The organism is Escherichia sp. TW09308, from assembly GCF_000208565.1.
GTDB lineage: Bacteria > Pseudomonadota > Gammaproteobacteria > Enterobacterales > Enterobacteriaceae > Escherichia > Escherichia marmotae.
Map to the genome: position 1 here is coordinate 3,542,053 of NZ_AEME01000001.1, position 24,381 is coordinate 3,566,433.

General features: G+C 51.1%; 23 protein-coding genes and 1 tRNA gene. 14 read left to right on the top strand and 10 right to left on the bottom strand.

Annotated elements, in window-relative coordinates; translation table 11 throughout:
* Positions 1–52: 52 nt before the first annotated feature.
* The 8 genes from yeiR (at position 53) to yejF (ending at position 10,116) form a co-directional block, all read left to right on the top strand.
* Positions 53–1,039 (top strand): zinc-binding GTPase YeiR, encoded by a 987-nt coding sequence (gene yeiR / locus ESM_RS0116910; RefSeq protein WP_000198840.1) that lies wholly within the window; start codon positions 53–55, stop codon positions 1,037–1,039.
* A 38-nt stretch (positions 1,040–1,077) separates the two neighbouring features.
* On the top strand, positions 1,078–1,782 hold the full coding sequence (locus tag ESM_RS0116915) for a phosphatase PAP2 family protein (RefSeq protein ID WP_010379417.1): 705 nt from the start codon (positions 1,078–1,080) through the stop codon (positions 1,780–1,782).
* A 421-nt stretch (positions 1,783–2,203) separates the two neighbouring features.
* Positions 2,204–2,770, top strand: coding sequence for a bifunctional murein DD-endopeptidase/murein LD-carboxypeptidase (gene mepS / locus ESM_RS0116920; RefSeq protein WP_000241011.1), 567 nt, complete (start codon positions 2,204–2,206; stop codon positions 2,768–2,770).
* A gap of 182 nt (positions 2,771–2,952) precedes the next feature.
* Complete coding sequence (locus tag ESM_RS0116925; RefSeq protein ID WP_000470617.1) at positions 2,953–4,509, top strand: cyclic di-GMP phosphodiesterase; 1,557 nt, start codon at positions 2,953–2,955, stop codon at positions 4,507–4,509.
* Positions 4,510–4,590: 81 nt separating this feature from the next.
* The gene (locus ESM_RS0116930) at positions 4,591–6,405 is read left to right on the top strand and encodes an extracellular solute-binding protein (protein ID WP_010379418.1); all 1,815 of its coding nucleotides are present in this window, start codon (positions 4,591–4,593) and stop codon (positions 6,403–6,405) included.
* Positions 6,406–7,500 carry a microcin C ABC transporter permease YejB gene (locus ESM_RS0116935; protein WP_000501591.1) on the top strand — a complete coding sequence of 365 codons (1,095 nt, stop codon included), beginning with the start codon at positions 6,406–6,408 and terminating at the stop codon, positions 7,498–7,500.
* Complete coding sequence (locus tag ESM_RS0116940; RefSeq protein ID WP_001135897.1) at positions 7,500–8,525, top strand: ABC transporter permease; 1,026 nt, start codon at positions 7,500–7,502, stop codon at positions 8,523–8,525. Before ESM_RS0116935 ends, ESM_RS0116940 begins: the two co-directional genes overlap by 1 nt.
* Position 8,526: 1 nt before the next feature.
* Positions 8,527–10,116 carry a microcin C ABC transporter ATP-binding protein YejF gene (gene yejF / locus ESM_RS0116945; protein WP_000194945.1) on the top strand — a complete coding sequence of 530 codons (1,590 nt, stop codon included), beginning with the start codon at positions 8,527–8,529 and terminating at the stop codon, positions 10,114–10,116.
* A gap of 3 nt (positions 10,117–10,119) precedes the next feature.
* Here the strand turns inward: yejF and ESM_RS0116950 are convergent, their stop codons facing one another.
* The 3 genes from ESM_RS0116950 to rsuA all read right to left on the bottom strand — a co-directional run bounded on the left by ESM_RS0116950 (position 10,120) and on the right by rsuA (position 12,710).
* Positions 10,120–10,464 (bottom strand): YejG family protein, encoded by a 345-nt coding sequence (locus ESM_RS0116950; protein WP_000202798.1) that lies wholly within the window; start codon positions 10,462–10,464, stop codon positions 10,120–10,122.
* A gap of 332 nt (positions 10,465–10,796) precedes the next feature.
* Positions 10,797–11,987 carry a multidrug efflux MFS transporter Bcr gene (gene bcr / locus ESM_RS0116955; RefSeq protein WP_000213385.1) on the bottom strand — a complete coding sequence of 397 codons (1,191 nt, stop codon included), beginning with the start codon at positions 11,985–11,987 and terminating at the stop codon, positions 10,797–10,799.
* 27 nt (positions 11,988–12,014) lie between these two features.
* Positions 12,015–12,710 (bottom strand): 16S rRNA pseudouridine(516) synthase RsuA, encoded by a 696-nt coding sequence (gene rsuA / locus ESM_RS0116960; RefSeq protein WP_001234858.1) that lies wholly within the window; start codon positions 12,708–12,710, stop codon positions 12,015–12,017.
* A 148-nt stretch (positions 12,711–12,858) separates the two neighbouring features.
* Here rsuA and ESM_RS0116965 point away from each other — a divergent pair, with 148 nt between their 5' ends.
* Both ESM_RS0116965 and rplY read left to right on the top strand, forming a co-directional pair.
* Positions 12,859–14,619 carry a DEAD/DEAH box helicase gene (locus tag ESM_RS0116965; protein WP_000578097.1) on the top strand — a complete coding sequence of 587 codons (1,761 nt, stop codon included), beginning with the start codon at positions 12,859–12,861 and terminating at the stop codon, positions 14,617–14,619.
* 124 nt (positions 14,620–14,743) lie between these two features.
* Positions 14,744–15,028 (top strand): 50S ribosomal protein L25, encoded by a 285-nt coding sequence (rplY, locus tag ESM_RS0116970; RefSeq protein ID WP_000494188.1) that lies wholly within the window; start codon positions 14,744–14,746, stop codon positions 15,026–15,028.
* Between the two features lie 163 nt (positions 15,029–15,191).
* On the opposite strand, the gene yejK is transcribed toward rplY, so the two are convergent.
* Entirely contained in the window at positions 15,192–16,199 is a 1,008-nt protein-coding gene (gene yejK / locus ESM_RS0116975; protein ID WP_000050774.1) for a nucleoid-associated protein YejK, read from the bottom strand.
* 181 nt (positions 16,200–16,380) lie between these two features.
* On the opposite strand from yejK, the gene ESM_RS0116985 reads away from it, so the two are divergent.
* The 4 genes from ESM_RS0116985 (at position 16,381) to narP (ending at position 19,368) form a co-directional block, all read left to right on the top strand.
* On the top strand, positions 16,381–16,608 hold the full coding sequence (locus tag ESM_RS0116985) for a YejL family protein (RefSeq protein WP_001135667.1): 228 nt from the start codon (positions 16,381–16,383) through the stop codon (positions 16,606–16,608).
* Between the two features lie 19 nt (positions 16,609–16,627).
* Positions 16,628–18,388 (top strand): LPS biosynthesis-modulating metalloenzyme YejM, encoded by a 1,761-nt coding sequence (gene yejM, locus ESM_RS0116990; RefSeq protein ID WP_000256124.1) that lies wholly within the window; start codon positions 16,628–16,630, stop codon positions 18,386–18,388.
* A 74-nt stretch (positions 18,389–18,462) separates the two neighbouring features.
* A tRNA-Pro gene (locus ESM_RS0116995) sits at positions 18,463–18,539 on the top strand.
* Between the two features lie 181 nt (positions 18,540–18,720).
* Positions 18,721–19,368, top strand: a complete 648-nt coding sequence (narP, locus tag ESM_RS0117000) for a nitrate/nitrite response regulator protein NarP (protein WP_001516729.1) — start codon at positions 18,721–18,723, stop codon at positions 19,366–19,368.
* A 34-nt stretch (positions 19,369–19,402) separates the two neighbouring features.
* Here the strand turns inward: narP and ccmH are convergent, their stop codons facing one another.
* Genes ccmH through ccmC form a run of 6 tightly spaced genes read right to left on the bottom strand, consistent with a single transcriptional unit; the run spans position 19,403 to position 24,365 of the window.
* Positions 19,403–20,455, bottom strand: a complete 1,053-nt coding sequence (gene ccmH / locus ESM_RS0117005; protein ID WP_001211603.1) for a cytochrome c-type biogenesis thiol:disulfide oxidoreductase CcmH — start codon at positions 20,453–20,455, stop codon at positions 19,403–19,405.
* Positions 20,452–21,009 (bottom strand): thiol:disulfide interchange protein DsbE, encoded by a 558-nt coding sequence (gene dsbE, locus ESM_RS0117010; protein ID WP_000824445.1) that lies wholly within the window; start codon positions 21,007–21,009, stop codon positions 20,452–20,454. The genes ccmH and dsbE overlap by 4 nt, the downstream gene beginning before the upstream one ends.
* Positions 21,006–22,949, bottom strand: a complete 1,944-nt coding sequence (gene ccmF, locus ESM_RS0117015) for a cytochrome c-type biogenesis heme lyase CcmF (RefSeq protein WP_000982437.1) — start codon at positions 22,947–22,949, stop codon at positions 21,006–21,008. Before ccmF ends, dsbE begins: the two co-directional genes overlap by 4 nt.
* Positions 22,946–23,425, bottom strand: a complete 480-nt coding sequence (ccmE, locus tag ESM_RS0117020) for a cytochrome c maturation protein CcmE (RefSeq protein ID WP_001026411.1) — start codon at positions 23,423–23,425, stop codon at positions 22,946–22,948. The genes ccmF and ccmE overlap by 4 nt, the downstream gene beginning before the upstream one ends.
* On the bottom strand, positions 23,422–23,631 hold the full coding sequence (ccmD, locus tag ESM_RS0117025) for a heme exporter protein CcmD (RefSeq protein ID WP_000186540.1): 210 nt from the start codon (positions 23,629–23,631) through the stop codon (positions 23,422–23,424). Before ccmD ends, ccmE begins: the two co-directional genes overlap by 4 nt.
* The gene (gene ccmC / locus ESM_RS0117030; RefSeq protein ID WP_010379429.1) at positions 23,628–24,365 is read right to left on the bottom strand and encodes a heme exporter protein CcmC; all 738 of its coding nucleotides are present in this window, start codon (positions 24,363–24,365) and stop codon (positions 23,628–23,630) included. The genes ccmD and ccmC overlap by 4 nt, the downstream gene beginning before the upstream one ends.
* Positions 24,366–24,381: the final 16 nt, after the last annotated feature.

The following is a 24,381-nucleotide window of genomic DNA, read 5'->3' on the forward strand; positions in this document are numbered from 1 at the left end:
TTTTAGCCAGGATTAACGCACAGTTAACTAATCTGATTATTGCGGAGCCGTTGTGACCAGGACCAACCTCATCACCGGTTTTCTCGGCAGCGGGAAAACGACGTCAATTCTTCATCTATTAGCCCACAAAGATCCGCAAGAAAAATGGGCGGTGCTGGTTAATGAATTTGGTGAAGTCGGGATAGATGGTGCTTTGCTCGCTGACAGCGGTGCATTACTAAAAGAGATCCCCGGCGGCTGCATGTGCTGCGTTAATGGCTTACCGATGCAGGTGGGGCTGAATACCTTACTGCGCCAGGGAAAACCAGACCGCTTGCTGATAGAGCCTACAGGGCTGGGCCATCCAAAACAGATCCTCGATCTGTTAACCGCTCCGGTTTATGAACCGTGGATCGATCTGCGCGCCACGTTATGTATTCTCGATCCTCGCCTGCTGCTGGATGAAAAAAGCGTCAATAATGAAAATTTCCGTGACCAGTTGGCTGCCGCAGACATTATTGTCGCCAATAAATCCGACCGAGCGACGTCCGAAAGCGAGCAAGCGTTGCAACGCTGGTGGCAACAAAATGGTGGCGATCGGCAATTAATTCACAGCGAACATGGGCAAATTGATGGTCATCTTCTGGATTTACCCCGTCGCAATTTAATCAAATTACCCGCCAGCGCCGCCCATTCACATCAGCATACCGTGAAAAAAGGGTTAGCCGCGTTAAGCCTGCCAGAGCATCAACGCTGGCGTCGCAGTCTCAACAGCGGACAAGGGCATCAGGCCTGCGGTTGGATATTCGATGCTGATACGGTGTTCGACACCGTTGGCATTCTGGAATGGGCGCGGCTTGCACCAGTGGAACGCGTGAAAGGCGTGATGCGTATTCCTGAAGGACTGGTGCGAATCAACCGTCAGGGCGATGACTTGCACATTGAAACGCAAAACGTGGCACCACCGGACAGTCGCGTTGAGCTGATTTCCAGCAGCGAAACTGACTGGAATGCCTTACAGAGCGCGCTGTTGAAGCTTCGTTTAGTGACCAACGCGTAAGGTTGCTTGCGTTTTTCAGTAAGATGATTAGAGAAAATATGATTAAAAATTTGCCGCAAATAGCGTTGTTAAACGTTGTCGGCCTCGCGCTGTTTCTTTCCTGGTACATTCCCGTCAATCATGGATTCTGGTTGCCGATTGACGCGGATATTTTCTATTTTTTTAATCAGAAACTGGTCGAAAGCAAGGCTTTTTTATGGCTGGTCGCATTGACCAATAATCGCGCTTTTGACGGCTGTTCACTGCTGGCAATGGGACTGCTGATGCTGAGTTTCTGGCTGAAAGGAAACGCCTCCGGCAGACGCCACATCATGATTATCGGTCTCGTCATGCTGTTAACCGCAGTGGTATTAAACCAGTTGGGCCAGGCATTAATTCCGGTAAAGCGAGCCAGCCCGACATTAACATTTGCGAATATTAACCGCGTCAGCGAACTGTTATCTGTGCCAACAAAAGATGCCTCGCGAGATAGTTTTCCTGGCGATCATGGCATGATGTTGCTTATTTTTTCTGCATTCATGTGGCGTTATTTCGGAAAAGTCGCAGGCGTCATCGCCCTTATTATTTTTGTGGTATTTGCATTTCCCAGAGTGATGATTGGCGCACACTGGTTTACCGATATCATTGTCGGTTCCCTGACTGTGATATTGATTGGTTTGCCCTGGTGGTTGATGACGCCATTAAGTGATCGATTAATCACCTTCTTTGACAAATCATTGCCAGGAAAAAGAAAACATTCCTAAAACAAATAACTCACAGTAATTAACATCATCAGGTTTATTTTCATAGACCGGATAATCCTGATGATGCACTGCGTTGCTTTCGTTCATCGAGTAAAATAGTCATTCTCTAACGAAATGAATGGATTGCATGCTTTTTGCTCAATCGTTCTTTAATTGACCAATCCCGGTTATTAACTTTCTGTATCACTTTTTCTTATAAAAAATCATGTAAAACCCCTCGCCAAGACCGCGCCAATCGGGTAATCTCGAACTCGTTTTGCCTCGGCGGTAAATTATCCTCACAGCATATAATTTTGTGCGTTAGTCCACAGATTTGGCCTTAGGGAATTGTTTCAACATGCCCAGGTAATTAGTCTCGTCTCGCTTGGCATTTTTTTATAACGATATTTGTCGTTAAGGACTTCAAGGGAAAACAAACAACATGGTCAAATCTCAACCGATTTTGAGATATATCTTGCGCGGCATTCCCGCGATTGCAGTAGCGGTTCTGCTTTCTGCATGTAGTGCAAACAACACCGCAAAGAATATGCATCCTGAGACACGTGCAGTGGGTAGTGAAACATCATCACTGCAAGCTTCTCAGGATGAATTTGAAAACCTGGTTCGTAATGTCGACGTAAAATCGCGAATTATGGATCAGTATGCTGACTGGAAAGGCGTGCGTTATCGTCTGGGCGGCAGCACCAAAAAAGGTATCGATTGTTCTGGTTTCGTACAGCGTACATTCCGCGAACAATTTGGCTTAGAACTCCCTCGTTCAACTTATGAACAACAGGAAATGGGCAAGTCAGTTTCCCGCAGTAATTTGCGTACAGGTGACTTAGTTCTGTTCCGTGCCGGTTCAACGGGACGCCATGTCGGTATTTATATCGGCAATAATCAGTTCGTTCATGCTTCCACCAGCAGTGGTGTTATTATTTCCAGCATGAATGAGCCGTACTGGAAAAAGCGTTACAACGAAGCACGTCGGGTTCTTAGTCGCAGCTAATAAACCGTTTGGATGCAATCCCTTGGCTATCCTGACGAGTTAACTGAAGGCACTGCTTAAGCAGTGCTTTTTTATTTTCATCCATTATAGAAAATGATGTTTCCATGCCTTGATCCAGGCTATAGTCCCGTCATTCTCTTCTACTTCAGCGTTATCGTAATCTCAGGAATATTAACGGAACTATGTTCATACGCGCTCCCTCTTCCGGACGTAAGATCCTGCTTACCTGCATTATTGCGGGCGTGATGATCGCGATACTTGTCAGTTGCCTTCAGTTTTTAGTGGCCTGGCATAAACATGAAGTCAAATACGACACCTTGATTACCGACGTACAAAAATATCTCGACACCTATTTCACCGAGCTGAAGTCCACTACTGATCACCTCCAGCCACTCACCTTAGATACCTGTCAGCAAGCCAACCCTGAACTGACTGCACGTGCGGCATTCAGTATGAATGTACGAACGTTTGTGCTGGTAAAGGATAAAAAGAGTTTCTGTTCTTCTGCGACTGGTGAGATGGACATTCCGCTCAATGAACTGATTCCGGCGCTCGACATTAGTAAAAATATTGATATGGCAATGTTGCCTGGCACACCGATGGTGCCCAACAAACCCACGATCGTCATCTGGTATCGCAATCCTTTATTAAAAAATAGCGGCGTTTTTGCAGCATTGAACCTGAACCTGACGCCGTATCTTCTCTATAGCTCTCACCAGCAAGATTTCGATGGTATAGCACTCATTATTGGTAATACTGCGATATCGACCTTTACGCCGCATTTGATGAACGTCCGCGAGTTAACCGGCACGCCGGTACGTGAAACCAAAATCGCAGGCATTCCGCTGACTGTTCGACTTTATGCTAACGACTGGACATGGAGTGATGTGTGGTACGCGTTTTTACTGGGTGGAATGAGTGGAACTGTCGTTGGCCTGCTCTGCTATTACCTGATGAGCGTGCGTATGCGCCCTGGCAGAGAGATTATGATGGCCATCAAGCGTGAGCAGTTTTACGTGGTGTATCAACCGGTGGTTGATACACAAACGCTGCGGGTAACGGGTCTGGAAGTGTTACTGCGCTGGCGTCATCCGGTAGTGGGTGAAATCCCCCCGGATGCCTTCATTCATTATGCCGAATCGCAAAAGATGATTGTGCCACTGACCCAGCACCTGTTTGAGCTGATTGCTCGTGACGCGGCAGAATTACACAACGTACTGCCGGTGGGCGTAAAGTTTGGTATTAACATTGCGCCGGACCATTTGCACAACGAGAGCTTTAAAGCCGATATACATCGACTGCTTGCCTCCCTGCCCGCTCACCATTTCCAGATTGTGCTGGAAATTACCGAGCGCGATATGTTGAAAGAACATGAAGCGTCACAACTCTTCGCATGGCTGCATTCTGTCGGCGTGGAAATTGCCATTGATGACTTCGGCACCGGACACAGCGCGCTTATCTATTTGGAACGTTTCACGCTCGATTACCTGAAAATTGACCGCGGTTTCATCAATGCCATAGGTACGGAAACGGTCACCTCACCAGTGCTTGACGCGGTGCTGACGCTGGCGAAGCGTCTCAATATGCTGACAGTTGCTGAAGGGGTTGAAACGCCGGAACAGGCACGCTGGTTACGCGAACGTGGTGTTAATTTCCTGCAAGGTTACTGGATTAGTCGCCCTCTGCCGTTGGATGATTTTATCCGCTGGTTGGAGAAACCGCATACGCCGCAGTGGTAAGGAGTGCTTGTGTCCCTTATTATTCATAGAGAAAGCATGCCGGATTGCGGCTAATGATGAGTAAAAGGAAATCCATTGCAGATGATTGTGCGCATACTGCTGGTGTTTATCACCCTGTTCACCTTCGGTGTGCAGGCGCAGGCTATTAAGGAAAGCTATGCCTTTGCAGTACTGGGAGAACCCAGATATGCCTTTAATTTCAACAATTTTGATTATGTTAATCCTGCCGCGCCAAAAGGCGGGCAGATAACGTTATCCTCCATTGGCACCTTCGATAATTTCAACCGCTATGCACTACGCGGAAACCCCGGTGCACGTACCGAGCAGTTGTACGACACACTATTTACTACCTCTGATGACGAGCCGGGCAGTTATTACCCGCTAATTGCCGAAAGCGCGCGCTATGCCGACGATTATTCCTGGGTTGAAGTTGCTATTAATCCGCGCGCCCGTTTTCATGATGGTTCGCCCATTACTGCCCGCGATGTTGAGTTCACTTTTCAAAAGTTTATGACTGAAGGCGTGCCGCAATTTCGCCTGGTATACAAAGGCACCACAGTTAAAGCCATTGCGCCGTTAACCGTGCGCATCGAATTAGCTAAACCCGGCAAAGAAGATATGCTTAGCCTGTTTTCACTGCCGGTATTTCCAGAAAAATACTGGAAGGGTCACAAACTGAGCGACCCGCTCGCTACGCCTCCACTTGCCAGTGGTCCGTATCGCATTACGGCCTGGAAAATGGGGCAAAATATTGTCTATTCCCGCGTGAAAGATTACTGGGCGGCAAACTTACCGGTAAACCGTGGACGCTGGAATTTCGACACCATTCGCTACGATTATTACCTTGACGATAACGTCGCTTTTGAAGCATTTAAAGCTGGTGCCTTTGATTTGCGCATGGAAAACGACGCCAAAAACTGGGCCACGCGCTATACCGGTAAAAATTTCGACAAAAAATACATTATCAAAGATGAGCAAAAGAACGAATCAGCCCAGGATACACGCTGGCTGGCGTTTAATATTCAGCGCCCGGTATTCAACGATCGCCGGATTAGGGAAGCCATCACCCTCGCCTTCGACTTTGAATGGATGAACAAGGCCTTGTTTTACAATGCCTGGAGTCGCACTAACAGCTATTTTCAGAATACCGAATACGCTGCCAGAAATTACCCCGACGCTGCGGAACTGGTGCTGTTGGCACCAATGAAAAAAGATCTACCGCCAGAGGTGTTCACACAAATCTACCAGCCGCCAGAATCCAAAGGCGATGGCTACGACCGTGATAATCTGTTAAAAGCCGACAAACTTCTCAACGAAGCAGGCTGGGTACTGAAGGGTCAGCAACGCGTTAACGCTACGACGGGTCAGCTTCTCAGCTTTGAATTATTGCTTCCAGCCAGCAGTAATAGCCAGTGGGTATTGCCGTTCCAGCACAGCCTGCAACGGCTTGGTATCAACATGGACATTCGCAAGGTGGATAACTCACAAATCACCAACCGAATGCGCAGCCGCGACTATGACATGATGCCACGCGTGTGGCGGGCGATGCCGTGGCCCAGCTCCGATTTACAGATTTCCTGGTCATCGGAATATATCAACTCTACTTATAATGCTCCCGGCGTACAAAGTCCGGTCATCGACTCGCTGATCAACCAAATTATTGCCGCCCAGGGAAATAAAGAAAAATTACTGCCGTTGGGGCGCGCCCTGGATCGCGTATTAACGTGGAATTATTACATGTTGCCGATGTGGTACATGGCGGAAGACCGTCTCGCCTGGTGGGATAAATTCTCCCGCCCGGCAGTGCGTCCCGTTTATAGTCTCGGTATTGATACCTGGTGGTATGACGTCAATAAAGCGGCCAAACTGCCGTCAGCCAGACAACTGGGAGAGTAGATGGGCGCTTACCTGATTCGCCGTCTGTTGCTGGTGATCCCAACGTTATGGGCGATTATCACCATCAACTTTTTTATCGTGCAAATTGCGCCTGGCGGTCCGGTCGACCAGGCCATCGCCGCCATTGAGTTTGGTAATGCCGGAGTATTACCAGGTGCAGGCGGCGAAGGCGTGCGTGCCAGCCATGCACAAACGGGCGTCGGCAACATCAGCGACAGCAACTACCGCGGTGGACGCGGATTGGATCCAGAAGTGATCGCAGAGATCACCCATCGCTACGGTTTCGATAAACCGATCCACGAACGTTACTTCAAAATGCTCCGGGACTACATTTGTTTTGATTTTGGCGACAGCCTGTTTCGTAGCGCCTCAGTGCTGACATTGATTAAAGACAGTCTGCCGGTTTCCATCACCCTCGGATTGTGGAGCACGTTGATTATCTATCTGGTGTCAATTCCGCTGGGTATTCGCAAAGCCGTTTATAACGGTAGTCGCTTTGATGTCTGGAGTAGCGCATTTATTATCATCGGCTACGCTATTCCGGCCTTTTTGTTTGCAATCCTGCTGATTGTCTTCTTCGCGGGCGGCAGTTATTTCGACCTGTTCCCTCTGCGCGGCCTGGTTTCCGCTAATTTTGATTCACTACCGTGGTATCAGAAAATCACCGATTATCTGTGGCACATCACGCTACCCGTGCTGGCGACGGTGATTGGCGGCTTTGCGGCGCTCACCATGCTGACAAAAAACGCCTTTCTTGATGAAGTGCGCAAGCAATATGTGGTTACCGCGCGCGCGAAAGGAGTGAGTGAGAAAAACATTCTCTGGAAACATGTGTTCCGCAACGCCATGCTGCTGGTGATTGCCGGTTTTCCAGCGACTTTCATCAGCATGTTTTTCACCGGTTCGCTGTTGATTGAGGTGATGTTTTCACTCAATGGCCTCGGTTTGCTGGGCTATGAAGCGACCGTCTCGCGCGATTATCCGGTGATGTTTGGCACCTTGTATATTTTCACCCTGATTGGCCTGCTCCTGAATATCGTCAGTGATATCAGCTATACACTGGTCGATCCTCGTATTGATTTTGAGGGACGCTAATGCCGCAACTCAGCCCCGTCAATCAGGCCCGTTGGGCGCGTTTTCGTCATAATCGTCGCGGCTACTGGTCGTTATGGATTTTCCTCTTCTTATTCAGTTTGAGTTTGTGTTCTGAACTGATCGCCAACGATAAACCGTTGCTGGTACGTTATGACGGTAGCTGGTATTTCCCGTTGCTGAAAAACTACAGTGAAAGTGATTTTGGCGGCCCGCTGGCAAGCCAGGCGGATTATCAGGATCCGTGGCTAAAACAACGACTGGAGGATAAAGGCTGGGTACTGTGGGCACCGATTCGCTTTGGTGCTACCAGTATCAATTTTGCGACCGATAAGCCCTTCCCCTCCCCACCCTCACCGCAAAACTGGCTGGGGACGGATGCCAACGGCGGCGATGTGCTGGCGCGTATTCTGTATGGCACACGGATCTCGGTTCTGTTTGGTCTGATGCTGACACTCTGTTCCAGTGTGATGGGCGTGCTGGCGGGGGCGCTGCAAGGTTATTACGGCGGAAAAGTGGATCTCTGGGGGCAGCGCTTCATTGAAGTGTGGTCGGGGATGCCGACGCTGTTTCTGATAATTCTGCTTTCCAGTGTCGTTCAACCTAACTTCTGGTGGCTGCTGGCGATTACCGTCTTGTTTGGCTGGATGAGTCTGGTGGGCGTAGTGCGTGCGGAATTTTTGCGTACCCGTAATTTCGACTACATCCGCGCAGCGCAGGCGCTTGGCGTCAACGATCGCAGTATTATCCTGCGTCATATGTTGCCAAATGCAATGGTCGCTACCCTCACCTTTTTACCGTTTATTTTATGTAGCTCGATCACCACCCTGACCTCGCTCGATTTCCTCGGCTTCGGCTTGCCACTCGGTTCACCATCGCTCGGAGAACTACTGCTACAAGGGAAAAATAACCTTCAGGCACCGTGGCTTGGGATCACCGCCTTCTTGTCGGTGGCGATATTATTGTCATTGCTGATCTTTATTGGTGAAGCAGTCCGCGACGCATTTGATCCTAATAAGGCGGTGTAGCATGACGCAAACTCTGTTAGCGATTGAAAATTTGTCGGTGGGTTTTCGCCATCAGCAAACCGTTCGCACCGTAGTGAATGATGTTTCGCTACGCATTGAAGCTGGCGAAACACTGGCGCTGGTGGGTGAGTCTGGCTCCGGCAAGAGCGTTACTGCGCTGTCGATTTTACGTCTTCTCCCTTCCCCGCCTGTTGAATATCTCTCTGGCGATATTCGTTTTCATGGCGAATCGCTGCTTCATGCCAGCGAGCAAACGTTGCGTGGTGTGCGGGGAAATAAGATTGCCATGATTTTCCAGGAGCCGATGGTATCGTTAAACCCATTGCATACTCTGGAAAAACAGCTTTATGAAGTGCTTTCACTGCATCGCGGGATGCGTCGGGAAGCGGCGCGTGGTGAAATCCTTAATTGCCTCGATCGCGTCGGTATCCGCCAGGCAGCAAAACGGCTGACAGACTACCCGCATCAGCTCTCCGGCGGCGAACGTCAGCGGGTGATGATTGCAATGGCGCTACTCACTCGACCGGAATTATTGATTGCTGATGAACCGACTACCGCGCTGGACGTCTCTGTCCAGGCGCAGATTTTGCAATTATTACGCGAACTGCAACATGAACTGAATATGGGCATGTTATTTATTACTCATAACCTCAGCATTGTCAGAAAACTGGCCCACCGCGTGGCAGTGATGCAAAACGGTCGCTGTGTGGAGGAAAATCGCGCCACTGCGCTCTTTGCCTCCCCCGTTCATCCTTACACGCAAAAACTACTCAACAGCGAACCGTCAGGCAATCCAGTGCCGTTGCCAGAGCCAGCCTCAACGTTGCTTGATGTTGAACAGCTTCAGGTCGCTTTCCCCATTCGTAAGGGACTCCTGAAACGCGTCGTCGATCATAACGTGGTGGTGAAAAGCGTCAGTTTTACGCTTCGGGCGGGTGAAACGCTGGGTTTAGTGGGCGAGTCCGGCTCCGGCAAAAGCACCACAGGACTGGCGTTGCTACGATTAATTGACTCTCAGGGCAGCATCGTTTTTGACGGTCAGCCATTGCAAAATCTAACTCGTCGCCAGCTATTGCCCATTCGCCATCGCATTCAGGTGGTATTTCAGGATCCAAACTCCTCACTCAACCCACGACTCAACGTGTTGCAGATTATTGAGGAGGGGTTACGTGTGCATCAACCCACCCTTTCAGCCACGCAACGCGAAGAGCAAGTGAAAGCCGTAATGCAGGAAGTGGGGTTAGATCCTGAAACGCGCCACCGTTATCCGGCGGAGTTCTCGGGAGGTCAACGACAACGTATTGCGATTGCCCGAGCATTGATTCTGAAACCTTCGCTGATCATTCTTGATGAACCAACATCATCGCTCGACAAAACGGTACAGGCGCAAATATTGGCGCTATTAAAATCATTGCAACAAAAGCACCAACTAGCCTATTTGTTTATCAGCCATGATTTGCATGTTGTTCGCGCATTATGTCATCAGGTTATCGTGCTGCGACAGGGAGAAGTAGTGGAACAAGGACCGTGCGCGCGCGTGTTTGCCGCACCGCAGCAGGAGTATACGCGTCAGCTACTGGCGTTGAGCTGATGCTTAAAAAGGATTGTAGTTTGAGAAAGGTTCGGCAATTGCCACACCAAAATTTTTCAGTCGACAGGTGGCGGCGAACTCATCCTGCCGATTAACAAACAGACATGGCTCACCTTCACACTCCAGTACCGAGCACGGAACTTCAATATCGCTTAATGCCTGGCTAAGTTTGTACATCACCGACCATGCGTTATCGCCATCCGGGCTAAGCAATTTAAGCGCCACCAGGCTGTTGTCACCGCACGGTCCATTTTGCGGAATCGGTTCAACTTTTGAACCTGCGAAACCAGCAGACCAACGATAGTTCTGCGGCAGTCGATGGACGATTGAGAGTTGTAATGAAGTCACTTATTTTCCCCGGAAGCACATTTAATTCACAATTTATTTACATTAATTTTAACACATCATCAACAACCCGTCTTTAAACAGATCGTAAAGATTGATGCCTCGCCTGCGTGGCCTCTATGGCTCTGATTTAAATAATATCTGCGGGCGTGGTCACGTTTGCGGGGCTATATGTACCCGTTTCTGAGATCTAACTCAACCTTTTTAACTACAATGATGTGACTTTTTACATAAATTGATTTTACATAAAACAAACAAATGACGGGGGATTGATAGATTTGTGGTTGATATGCATCAACAAAGGAAGCCTTTTAGCTTCCCTGTTGAGCAATAGTTCACCGTTTTTTGGGTCTGCTGGCGTACAAACAGAAGAGAATTGAACTGGTTGCACAGAATGCGATTGACCAAATCATCGGCCATGCGGAATTAAAGGTCGCCAGCGAAAGCAGCGCGCCAACAATTGCGCCAATGCCAAAACGAAAAGTTCCTGCAAGCGACGACGCGGTTCCCGCCATATGAGGGAACTCATCCAGAATTACCGCCATCGCGTTAGAAGACACCATCGATACGCAGCCAACAAACGCCGCCACACCCACTACCAGCGACCAGAATCCTAGCCCCAGTAATGCGCTGATGACCATCCACGCCGCCATAATAAATTGAATCCACAGCCCCGAGCGGAACATATTCAGCGCGCCAATGCGGCGAACAAAGCGACTGTTAAAAATGGTCATCACAAACAGGAAAACAATGTTTAACGCAAAGTAATAACCGAAGTTTTCCGGTGCGACATGGTTAATTTCAATGTAGACAAACGGTCCGGCGCTTAAGAACGAGAACATCCCGGCAAAGCTAAAACCGCTGGCCAACATATAACTCAGGACACGCTTATGGCGGAACAACGCGGCAAAGTTACCAATGGTGGTACGGATGTGAAACGGCTGGCGACGCTCCGGCGGCAAGGTTTCTTTGATCAGGAAGAAGATCATTGCCGAAGCCAGAATCGCCGCTACAGCGAGGATCCAGAAAATATAATGCCAGCTCAACCACACCAGCACCCAGCCGCCAACAATCGGTGCCATCAGCGGCGCGATGGTGGTCACCAGCATAACGAACGACATCATCCGCGAGAACTCTTCTTTCGGGTAAATATCGCGCATCAGGGCATTGATAACCACGCTGGCCGCTGCCGCCGCCAGACCGTGAAAGAAACGCATCACAATCAACTGATCGATGGTTTGCGCCAGCGCGCACGCCACCGCCGCCGCGGCAAACACCAATGTACCACCGAGGACAACCGGCTTGCGCCCGAAGCTATCCGCCATCGGCCCGTAGATTAACTGCCCCAACGCAAACCCCAGAATATAAGTACTCAGAGTCATCTGCGTACTGCCCGCAGGCACACCAAACTGGGCAGAAATCACCGGCAGCGCAGGCAGATACATATCAATCGACAGCGGCATCAACATGGCCAGCAGGCCAAGGATAAAGACAATAGCAAACGACGAATGCTGTCGGGTGGTCACAACTGGCTCCTGAAAGTCATTAAAGTGTTAAACGACGCTGGCAATTTCTTCTTCAGTTAACGGACGATATTCACCGGGTGCTAAATCTGCATCCAGCGTAATGCCGCCAATACGTTCACGGTGCAGTTCAACCACGTGGTTACCCACAGCGGCAAACATACGTTTCACCTGATGATAACGCCCTTCACTAATGGTCAAACGAACCTGCGTTGGGGTAATCACTTCCAGCACCGCAGGCTTAGTGAGATCTTTTTCGTTATGCAGTTGTACACCTTTAGCAAATTGCTCTGCCGTGTCGTCCGCTACGGGTGATTCCAGCGTCACCAGGTACGTTTTCTCGCAATGATGACGTGGAGAAGTAATGCGGTGCGACCACTGACCATCGTCGGTCATCAGCACCAAACCGGTAGTATCGATATCCAGCCGCCCTGCCGCATGCAGTTTCCATGCTACAGGTTCATCAAGAAAATAGAGCACCGTTGGGTGATCCGGGTCATCCGTGGAACAAACATAGCCCTGAGGCTTATTGAGCATGAAGTAACGTGGGCCATGTTGCTGTACCAACGGGTTACCATCGTAAGCCACACTGTGTTCAGGAAGCAGTTTAAACGCTGCATTGCGGACGATTTCGCCATCGACGGTGACACGAGTGCCGCGGATTTCACGCCCGGCAATAGCACGGCTAACGCCGAGTTGCTGTGCGATAAATTTATCAAGTCGCATGTGTGTGATTTTGCCTGTAAAAACGGAGGTCGGGCATTGACCCGAAAATCTGAACTGTTGTCTGCCCAGTATAGCGGTCTAATAACTTCCCTCAAGGGAAAAAGATCCGTGGCATACTATTAGCAGAATAATCTACCTACGCGAGACCATGATTTTTACACTCCGTCCATATCAGCAAGAAGCCGTGGATGCCACGCTCAACCATTTTCGTCGTCATAAAACTCCTGCCGTTATCGTACTCCCTACCGGTGCGGGTAAAAGTCTGGTGATAGCGGAACTGGCACGGCTGGCGCGTGGTCGCGTGCTGGTGCTGGCACACGTCAAAGAACTGGTAGCGCAAAACCATGCAAAATATCAGGCGCTGGGGCTGGAAGCGGATATTTTTGCTGCCGGACTAAAGCGCAAAGAGAGCCACGGTAAAGTAGTATTTGGCAGCGTACAGTCGGTCGCCCGCAATCTCGACGCCTTTCAGAGTGAATTTTCACTGTTGATTGTCGATGAATGCCATCGTATTGGCGACGACGAAGAGAGCCAGTATCAGCAAATCCTTACTCACCTGACAAAAGTGAATCCCCACTTACGCCTGCTGGGGCTGACTGCCACGCCCTTTCGGCTGGGGAAAGGCTGGATCTATCAGTTTCATTATCACGGCATGGTGCGCGGCGACGAGAAAGCCCTTTTCCGGGACTGCATTTATGAGTTACCGCTGCGCTATATGATTAAACACGGTTATCTGACACCACCGGAACGGCTGGATATGCCGGTAGTGCAATATGATTTCAGCCGCTTACAGGCACAGAGCAACGGGCTGTTCAGCGAAGCTGATCTCAACCGCGAGCTGAAAAAACAGCAACGCATTACGCCACACATTATTAGCCAGATTATGGAGTTCGCCGCAACGCGCAAAGGGGTGATGATTTTCGCCGCGACGGTCGAACACGCAAAAGAGATCGTTGGTCTACTGCCCGCCGAAGATGCCGCGCTTATTACCGGCGACACGCCCGGCGCTGAACGTGATGTATTAATTGAAGATTTTAAAGCCCAGCGTTTTCGCTACCTGGTCAACGTTGCGGTACTGACCACCGGATTTGACGCGCCACATGTCGATCTTATCGCCATTCTGCGCCCTACCGAATCGGTAAGTCTTTACCAACAAATTGTCGGGCGTGGTCTGCGTCTGGCTCCGGGTAAGACCGATTGCTTAATTCTTGATTATGCAGGTAACCCTCACGATCTCTACGCCCCGGAAGTAGGTACGCCGAAAGGCAAAAGTGACAACGTCCCGGTGCAGGTTTTCTGCCCTGCCTGCGGCTTTGCCAACACGTTTTGGGGCAAAACAACCGCCGACGGCACATTGATTGAACACTTTGGTCGCCGTTGTCAGGGATGGTTCGAAGATGACGACGGGCATCGCGAACAGTGTGATTTTCGCTTCCGCTTTAAAAACTGCCCCCAGTGCAATGCAGAAAATGACATTGCCGCGCGCCGCTGCCGCGAGTGCGACACCATTCTGGTTGATCCGGATGATATGTTAAAAGCGGCGCTACGGTTGAAAGATGCTCTGGTGCTACGCTGTAGCGGCATGTCTTTACAGCATGGGCACGATGAAAAAGGCGAATGGCTGAAAATCACCTATTACGATGAAGATGGTGCTGATGTGAGTGAGCGCTTCCGTCTGCAAACACCCGCCCAGCGAACCGCCTTCGAGCAGCTTTTTATCCGCCCGCATACGCGCACACCGGGCATCCCTCTGCGCTGGATAACCGCCGCCGATATCCTCGCCCAGCAAGCGTTGCTGCGCCACCCGGATTTTGTCGTTGCACGAATGAAAGGCCAGTACTGGCAGGTTCGTGAAAAAGTGTTCGATTACGAAGGCCGTTTTCGTCGGGCGCACGAATTACGCGGTTAATGGTAGTTTTGATTGATGTGAAAGGCGTTTGAGTATAGAATCTCGCCCGCTTTTGCATACGCAAAGCAGATCACTTACCTGTTGCTGGGTCGCCTGTAGCAGGAATCAATTAAGAGAGAAAGAAATGTTTACTATCAACGCAGAAGTACGTAAAGAGCAGGGTAAGGGTGCGAGCCGCCGCCTGCGTGCCGCTAACAAATTCCCGGCAATCATCTACGGTGGCAACGAAGCGCCGCTGGCAATTGAGCTGGATCACGACAAAGTCATGAACATGCAAGTTAAAGCTGAATTTTACAGCGAAGTTCTGACCATCGTTGTTGACGGTAAAGAAATCAAAGTTAAAGCTCAGGATGTACAGCGTCACCCGTACAAACCGAAGCTGCAGCACATCGACTTCGTTCGCGCTTAATTGCTGAATAAGTTGTAAGAAACCCCGCTCCGGCGGGGTTTTTTGTATCTGCAGATTATGCCTGATGCGACGCTGCTCGTCTTATAAGGCCTACGGTATGGTTGTTTTTTGTCGGCCAGATAAAGCGTTCACACCGTATCTGGCATTCATAACACCAAACCGATTAATTGCTGCCAGAAGTCCGGCGCTGCAATTGATCGCGCAGATTCGGCGGTGTGCCCTTAATGGTCAGTGTATCGGTCGCCGGATCCCAAAAAATCCGTTCACCTAACAGCATCGCATCAAAGTTAATGGTCAAGCCACCGCCGCTACCGGCAAACTTCGTCAACTGACGCAGTGTGCTGCGGTCTGCCGGGAAGCTCTCTTCCAGTTCATACCCTTTTTCAGCCGCAAATTCCGTGAAGCTCACTTCGCTGACGCCCGCCAGCTCTTTTGACAGCGATTCCAGCTCGATTTCTTCGCCCGCCTGCAATTGCTCATTACAGTAGCTATAAACCTGCTGGCGAACATTTTGCCGTTCTGCTTTATCCAGTTGCGCTTCGGCAGTGAAATCATCAACCGCCTGCAACAAACCGCGGTTTTGCGCTTTCGCATTCAACCCTTCGCTGGCACCGAGGAAGTCCATAAAGAAATCAGCCACTTTGCGCCCTACTCGTCCTTTCAGGAAAGTCAGATAACGGGTCGATTCTGGGTTAGTTTCCCACTCGGTCAAATCGATACGCGCCACAATATCCGCATGATTGATATCAAGATAATGGGTCGGGTTGATGTCGAGGTTTTCGTTAACGCGCATACTGCTTAAATTGTTCAGCACGCAAATCAGCAGATACTCCACAGCCAGATAACGGTAGTGGCAAAACAGCACAAAACCGCCGTCAGCAAAGGGGTATTTCGCCAGTTCGTCACGCAGGCGACCTGTTGCCGCGCGGCTAAATGCCAGAAAATCTTCTTCGCCCTGGCGCTGCAAACGTAACGCCTGCGCCAGTTCACTCTCTTCGTTGAACAAGCCGTAGGCTTTATTTTTAGCGCTATAGACCCGATGCAGTTCTGCCACCATCTCAACGACGGTTTCCGTCGGCTCCAGCAATGAATCGCGCAACACCAGCTCAAGGTTCTGCTCATCACGCTTGATAAGCTGGTGCAGAGCAATCTGGTTGATATCCAGACTCATGATAAACTCTCCTTTAAGACCGGGCGGTATTCAATCACCGCCGGTAAAGCGACGCAATAAAAGATGGCAGCCATTTTACAGAAGGCAGCGTAACGCGAATGATTTAAAGTATAAAAAAGCAGAAAAAAAACCGTTGCTACGGTAATATGTTGCCCTTTCATCAACTAACTGATTTCGATTTATGCCACAAATTTCCCGCTACAGTGATGAACAGGTTGAACAATTGCTCGCAGAGCTGCTCAACGTACTGGAAAAACATAAGGCTCCGACCGACCTTTCCCTGATGGTGTTAGGCAACATGGTCACTAACCTTATCAATACCAGCATTGCCCCGGCTCAACGCCAGGCGATTGCCAACTCTTTTGCCCGCGCCTTGCAGTCCTCGATCAACGAAGACAAAGCGCACTAAGGGAAACAGATAACAGGTTATGGTAACTCATCATCAGCGCTACCGTGAAAAAGTCTCCCAAATGGTCAGTTGGGGGCACTGGTTTGCACTGTTCAATATTCTGCTTTCACTCGTCATAGGCAGCCGTTACCTGTTTATCGCTGACTGGCCGACAACACTTGCTGGTCGTATTTATTCCTACGTAAGCATTATCGGCCATTTCAGCTTCCTGGTGTTCGCCACCTACTTGCTGATCCTCTTCCCGCTGACCTTTATCATCGGCTCCCAGAGGCTGATGAGGTTTTTATCCGTCATTCTGGCAACGGCGGGAATGACGCTGTTACTGATCGACAGCGAAGTCTTTACTCGTTTCCATCTCCATCTTAATCCCATCGTCTGGCAGTTGGTTATCAACCCGGACGAGAATGAGATGGCGCGCGACTGGCAACTGATGTTCATCAGCGTGCCGGTTATTTTATTGCTTGAACTGGTGTTTGCGACGTGGAGTTGGCAAAAGCTGCGCAGCCTGACACGTCGTCGGCGCTTCGCCCGTCCGCTGGCCGCATTCTTATTTATCGCCTTTATCGCCTCGCACGTGGTGTATATCTGGGCCGATGCCAATTTCTATCGCCCAATCACCATGCAGCGCGCCAATCTGCCGCTTTCGTATCCGATGACGGCGCGACGTTTTCTTGAGAAGCATGGCCTGCTTGATGCACAGGAGTATCAACGCCGTCTTATTGAGCAAGGCAATCCGGACGCCGTTTCCGTACAGTATCCGTTAAGCGAACTGCGCTACCGCGATATGGGCACCGGACAGAACGTCTTGCTGATTACTGTCGATGGCCTGAACTATTCACGCTATGAGAAACAGATGCCTGCACTGGCGGGTTTTGCCGAGCAAAATATTTCATTCACACGCCATATGAGTTCGGGCAACACCACCGACAACGGCATCTTTGGCCTGTTCTATGGCATCTCGCCAAGTTATATGGATGGCATTCTGTCGACCCGCACGCCTGCGGCGTTAATTACCGCGCTTAACCAGCAAGGCTATCAGCTTGGGTTATTCTCATCCGATGGCTTTACCAGCCCGTTGTATCGCCAGGCATTGTTGTCAGACTTCTCAATGCCAAGCGTTCGCACGCAATCCGATGCTCAGACCGCCACGCAGTGGATCAACTGGCTGAGCCGCTACGCGCAAGAAGATAATCGCTGGTTCTCATGGGTATCTTTCAATGGCACCAACATTGACGATAGCAACCAGCAAGCATTTACCCATAAATATAGCCGGGCAGCAGGCAATGTTGATGAGCAGATCAACCGCGTGTTAAATGCGCTGCGTGATTCTGGCAAGCTGGACAATACGGTGGTGATTATTACTGCCGGTCGGGGTATTCCACTGAGCGAAGAGGAAGAAACCTTTGACTGGTCCCACGGTCATCTTCAGGTGCCGTTAGTGATCCACTGGCCGGGCACACCGGCGCAGCGTATTAATACCCTGACCGATCATACCGATCTAATGACCACGTTGATGCAACGCCTGCTGCACGTCAGTACGCCTGCCAGCGAATATTCGCAAGGTCAGGATTTGTTCAATCCTGAACGCCGTCATTATTGGGTTACCGCAGCGGATAACGATACGCTGGCAATCACCACGCCAAAAATGACGCTGGTGCTGAACAATAATGGTAAATACCGCACTTACAACTTACATGGTGAAAGAGTGAAAGACGAAAAACCACAGTTAAGTTTGTTATTGCAGGTGCTGACAGACGAGAAGCGTTTCATCGCTAACTGATTAATTATAAATCAGTTAGCAAAATATCTTACTTGCAATCGGTGTGGAAAACGGTAGTATTAGCAGCCACGAGTCGGCACGTAGCGCAGCCTGGTAGCGCACCGTCATGGGGTGTCGGGGGTCGGAGGTTCAAATCCTCTCGTGCCGACCAAAAATCCCTTAAGAACCAGCCTGTTATGGCTGGTTTTTTTATATCTACACGTGTCCCGCAACCCACACTTGCAGTTTTACTACATGCCCATACATAAAATGGGGTAACATTCACGCGCCTGGTAGCGTTTCCAACGCTACGCTCAAACATAATGATTCTAATAAAACCTCAGGAGACTACTATGCCTGAAGCAACGCCTTTTCAGGTGCTGATTGTGGATGATCATCCACTTATGCGACGCGGTGTTCGTCAGTTACTGGAACTTGATCCTGGCTTTGAAGTGGTCGCTGAAGCGGGCGACGGCGCAAGTGCTATCGATCTGGCGAATCGACTGGATATCGACGTGATCTTGTTGGATCTGAATATGAAAGGCATGAGTGGCCTGGATACCCTCAATGCCTTGCGCAGGGATGGCGTTACCGCGCAAATTATTATTCTGACCGTTTCAGATGCCTCCAGTGATGTGTTTGCGTTGATAGACGCAGGCGCTGACGGTTATCTGTTGAAAGATAGCGACCCGGAAGTACTGCTGGAAGCGATTCGCGCCGGGGCAAAAGGCAGCAAAGTCTTTAGCGAACGCGTCAATCAGTACTTACGCGAACGTGAAATGTTTGGCGCAGAGGAAGATCCCTTCAGTGTGTTGACGGAGCGTGAACTGGATGTTCTGCACGAACTGGCGCAGGGGCTGTCGAATAAGCAGATTGCCTCAGTGTTGAATATTTCCGAGCAAACAGTGAAAGTACACATTCGCAATCTGCTGCGTAAACTCAATGTCCGCTCACGCGTGGCAGCAACTATTTTGTTCCTGCAACAACGCGGGGCACAGTAAAAAAAGCCCGATGGCGTCACCATCGGGCCTCTTCTTATTTACTTTGTTGCGGCGACAAATGCTGCATCGCCTGCGCGATACTGCGTTCAATCACCGCTCGACGGGTATCGTTGGCGGGTAAGAGCTTCAACATCATCTCCCACGCAGCAACGGCTTCGCCAAATCGCTGCTGTTCAAAGGCGTTAAACGCATACATGCTTAACACACGAATATTGCTGTGGTCGCTTCTCACCAGTTGGCGTAACAACTCTCCACCTAGGCGGTTGTCGTTGGGATCAGAAGAACGCGTCAGTGCTTCAGCATAACCCAGCGCCGCATCACTATTTTTCGGGTCGAGGCGATACGCGTTAGCATACGCATCGGTCGCAATACTGGCATTACCCAGCGCCATCCCAATGCGACCCAGCATAATCCAGCCTTCAATATCTCCCGGATTTTTTTGCAGTTGAGTACGCATCCCCAGCGCGAGGCGCGACATCTCTTCTTCATTCAACGGTTCAGCTTTCGGATCCAGCGCCCTGTCCAGCAGTGCCGGAGCCTGCACCATGGCCTGCTGCCAGGCTTTTACCTGCTGATAATTGCCGGTCTGGTAGTAACTGACGCCAGCCACAACTAACGCCACCACAATACCCGGCAGATAAACAACATATCCGGCACGCTTACCTTCCGGCATGCTTTGTTCGGGAAACTCCTCCTGCGCCACATGCACCCGACGCCGCGAACGGGAGTAAATCACCCAGCCGCCAATGCCAATAGCCACCACCGGTAGCACCCACAGCAGCACGGTCAGCGGCGTTAACGGCGGATCGTAAGTAACGAAGTTGCCGTAACGCGCCACCATATAATCAACAATCTCTTTCTTACTCTTGCCTTCCTGCATCAGTTCGTACACTTTCTGTCGCAGGTCGGTGGCAATCATCGAGTTGGAATCGGCAATGCTGTTGTTCTGGCATTTCGGGCAGCGCAGTTCTTCAGTGAGCTGACGGAACTGTTGTTCCTGAGCTTCATCCTTAAACTGCAACACGTCGATGGTCGCCAGTGCCGAGCTGGAGATCATCAGCATCAGCACGCCCAATAAAAACCTCATTGTGCGGCCTCCTTACTGTATTTCTCCCATAGCGGCTTGATTTCTTCTTGCCAGACGCGGGGATTGAGATCGCCCGCATGGCGATAGCGAATGATGCCGTTGCCGTCGATGAGGAACGTTTCTGGCGCGCCATAGACACCGAGATCCAGCCCTAACATGCCGTCGCCGTCAAACAGACTTAACGCGTAAGGATTGCCCAGCTCTTTCAGCCAGCTAATCGCTTTCTGCCTGTCGTCTTTATAGTTCATACCGACCACGCGGATACCCTGCGCAGAAAGCTGATTCAGGTATTGATGTTCCGCACGGCAGGTCGGGCACCAGGTCGCCCAGACGTTCAGCAGCACCGGCTTGCCCTGAGTCAGCACGTCCGCCTGATAAAACTGACCTGGATTATCCAGTGATTCAAGGCGAAACTTCGGCACTGGCTTGCCAATAAGCGCCGATTCCAGATTGGTCGGATCATCTCCTTCAGCATTACGTGCCAATTGCCACAGCAACGCTGCAGCAATCGCCAGGAAGATAATCAAAGGAATTAACAATACTTTGCGCTTCATACAGCCTCCGGCGCAGTTTTTTGCGGGTTCACGCGCTTGCGATAACGAGGATCAAACAGGCACAGTAGCCCCCCCAACGCCATCATCAGTCCGCCCGCCCAGATCCAGCGAACAAACGGTTTGTAGTAAAGACGTACAGCCCACGCACCGTTTTCCAGCTCTTCACCGAGCGCCGCGTACAGGTCACGGGTGATGCCGCCATCAATTGCCGCTTCGGTCATCATCGAACCAGCGGTGTTGTAATAACGTTTTTCTGCATATAACACCGTTTCCGGTTTGCCGTCACGCGTCACGCCGATTGTCGCCACGCCGCCACGCCAGTTCGGACCGCTAACGTCTTTTACGTCGCGGAATGTGAAACGATACTCATGAATATCGACGCTATCGCCAGACTTCATGCGTACGTCACGCTCAACGCTATAGTTCTGACTGAAGGCGATACCAACAATTGTCACTGCAAGCCCCAGGTGAGCCGCCACCATTCCCCAGTAGCTGAAGGTTGTTTTGGTGCCACGCGAAATACGCTGCGCCGCTTCGGCAATCGCCAGCACACCAATCCAGCAGGCCATTGCCAGACCGAGTACCGTCATCGCCACGACTTTGCTTTCGAACAGCCACGGCAACAGCAACGACAACGCCAGCGTGCTAATAAAGGCGATAATCAACAAATTGCGGATTTTACGCGGACGATCGCGCCCCCAGCGCACCAGCGGGCCAACGCCAAGCAACAACGCAAACGGCACCATCAGCCAGGTAAACATGGTGTTGAAGAACGGTTCGCCAATCGAAATGCTGCCCAGCCCGAGTTGCTTATGCACCAGCGGCAGCAGCGTCCCCAGCAGTACCACCAGCATCGCGGCGACCAGCAAAACGTTGTTCGCTAACAACAGAGATTCCCGCGACCACAGCGCATTGTTTACGCGTGAGCGAACTTTGTGTCCACGCGCGGCAAACAGCAGCAGCGAACCGCCAATCACCAGCACCATAAAGGCGAGGATAAACATGCCGCGCGCCGGGTCAGACGCAAATGCATGTACCGATACCAGCACGCCGGAGCGCACAAGGAAAGTTCCCAGCAGACACAACGAGAAGGCACTGATTGCCAGCAATAATGTCCACGCTTTGAAGCTGGCACGTTGTTCAGTCACCGCCAGCGAGTGCATCAGCGCAGTACCCACCAGCCACGGCATAAACGAGGCGTTTTCTACTGGATCCCAGAACCACCAGCCGCCCCAACCAAGTTCGTAATAAGCCCACGCAGAACCAAGTACGATGCCAAGCGTCAGGAAGATCCACGCCGCCAGCGTCCAGGGACGGGTAAAACGTGCGTAGGTGCTGTCCAGACGTCCGCTCAATAAAGATGCAATGGCAAAAGCAAACGCCACCGAGAAACCGACGTAACCCATATAGAGCAGAGGCGGATGGAAGATCAGCCCTGGATCCTGCAACAGCGGGTTAAGATCACGCCCTTCAATCGGGAAGTTCGGCAGCGTGCGGGAGAACGGGTTAGAGGTAAAGAGAATGAACAGCAAAAAGCCGACGCTGACCATTCCCATTATCGCCAGTACGCGGGCAACGATATCCAGCGGAATACGCTGGCTAAAAATCGCTACCGCAAAGGTCCAGCCGCTCATCAGCAGCACCCACAGCAGCAGAGAGCCTTCATGCGCGCCCCAGGTAGCCGCCACGCGATACCACACCGGAAGCTGGGTATTAGAGTTGCTGGCCACGTAGGTGACGGTGAAGTCGTTCACCACGAACGCATTGACCAGCACCAGAAATGCGCCAGCCACAGACATAAACAGCAACCAGGCAAACAAGCGAGAAGAGGCCATCATGCGCGCATCTCCACGCGCCACGCCCCACAAAGGATAGACGGACAGCAGCAGCGCAATCCCTAATGCCAGGCACAGCAGTCCGTTACCAATTTCCGGCATCATGATGCTGGATCCTTATAAACACTGGCCGGGCGACGGTGATTAGCTTCCATCGCTTTCTCGACTTCTGGCGGTGTGTAGTTTTCATCGTGTTTCGCCAGTACTTCTTTCGCGAGGATATGATTGCCTTTTTCCAGTTCGCCCTGCACCACAACGCCCTGCCCTTCACGGAACAGGTCCGGCAGAATGCCTTCGTAAGAGACATCCACTGAGCCTTCAGCATCGTAAATGGTGAAGGTCACTTTCAGCGAGTCAGGATCGCGCTGCACGCTACCCGGCATCACCATCCCGCCGACGCGCAGACGCTGACCGACTTCCGGCATCTGCTGGGTTTCACGCTTGCCGTAGAGAATTTCCCCCGGCGTATAGAAAAGATCGATATTCGAGCGCAGCGCATACAGCACCAGACCGATAGTCAGCGCCAGCCCCGCCAGCACGGCACAGGCAATCCACAAGCGGTTTTTACGGCGAATATTCATGCAGCCTCCTGCTGTTGCGCAGCACGTAAACGCGCCTCACGCGCCCGTTGTTGCGCCACGCCACGCAGAATTGCGCGATGCTGCATCACCGAGTGCACGACCAACACCACCAGCGGAATAACAGTCATCACTACCGCCAGCCAGACAAAAAAGGCGTAACCGCCCATTGCGAAAAATTCATTCCAGGAAGCAAATGCAGGGGTCATTTACGGCCTCTTTTCAGTATCAGTTCACTCACCCACGGACGGCGTTTTTCCATCAGCAAAATCAAATTACGCATCCGCATTAGCGTCAGCGTGGCAGACAGCAGCAGGAAACCAAAAATCGACCAGCGCAGCGGCGAACGCATCGCCGGATCGATACTTTGCTGCATCCGCGTTGATCCCTGATGCAGGGTGTTCCACCACTCCACGGAGTAATGAATAATCGGCAGGTTTACTACACCAATCAGCACCAGGATCCCCGCCGCACGCCCCGCCAGACGGCGGTCGTCGAAAGCGTGCCACAGCGCAATCACACCAACATACAGAAACAGCAACACCAGTTCAGAGGTCAGACGTGCGTCCCATACCCACCAGGTCCCCCACATCGGTTTTCCCCATGCGGAACCGGTAACCAGGGCAATAAAGGTAAACACGGCACCAATGGGAGCCATCGCCGCCACCGCCAGATTGGCCATTTTCATCTGCCAGACAAGGCCGATAAACGCCGCCACCGCCATTGAGGCATAAATGCCCATCGACCAGATCGCCGCAGGCACATGCAGATAGATAATGCGGTAGCTATTTCCCTGCTGATAATCAGCCGGAGCGAAGCCGAATCCCCAGATCCAGCCAACGATAAGCACGACCACACTGGCGATTGCCAGCCACGGTATAAACCAGCCACAGATTTGGTACAGCCGTGGTGGGATCGCCAGTTGATGCAGTGTTTTCCACATAGTTTCGATACCAGAC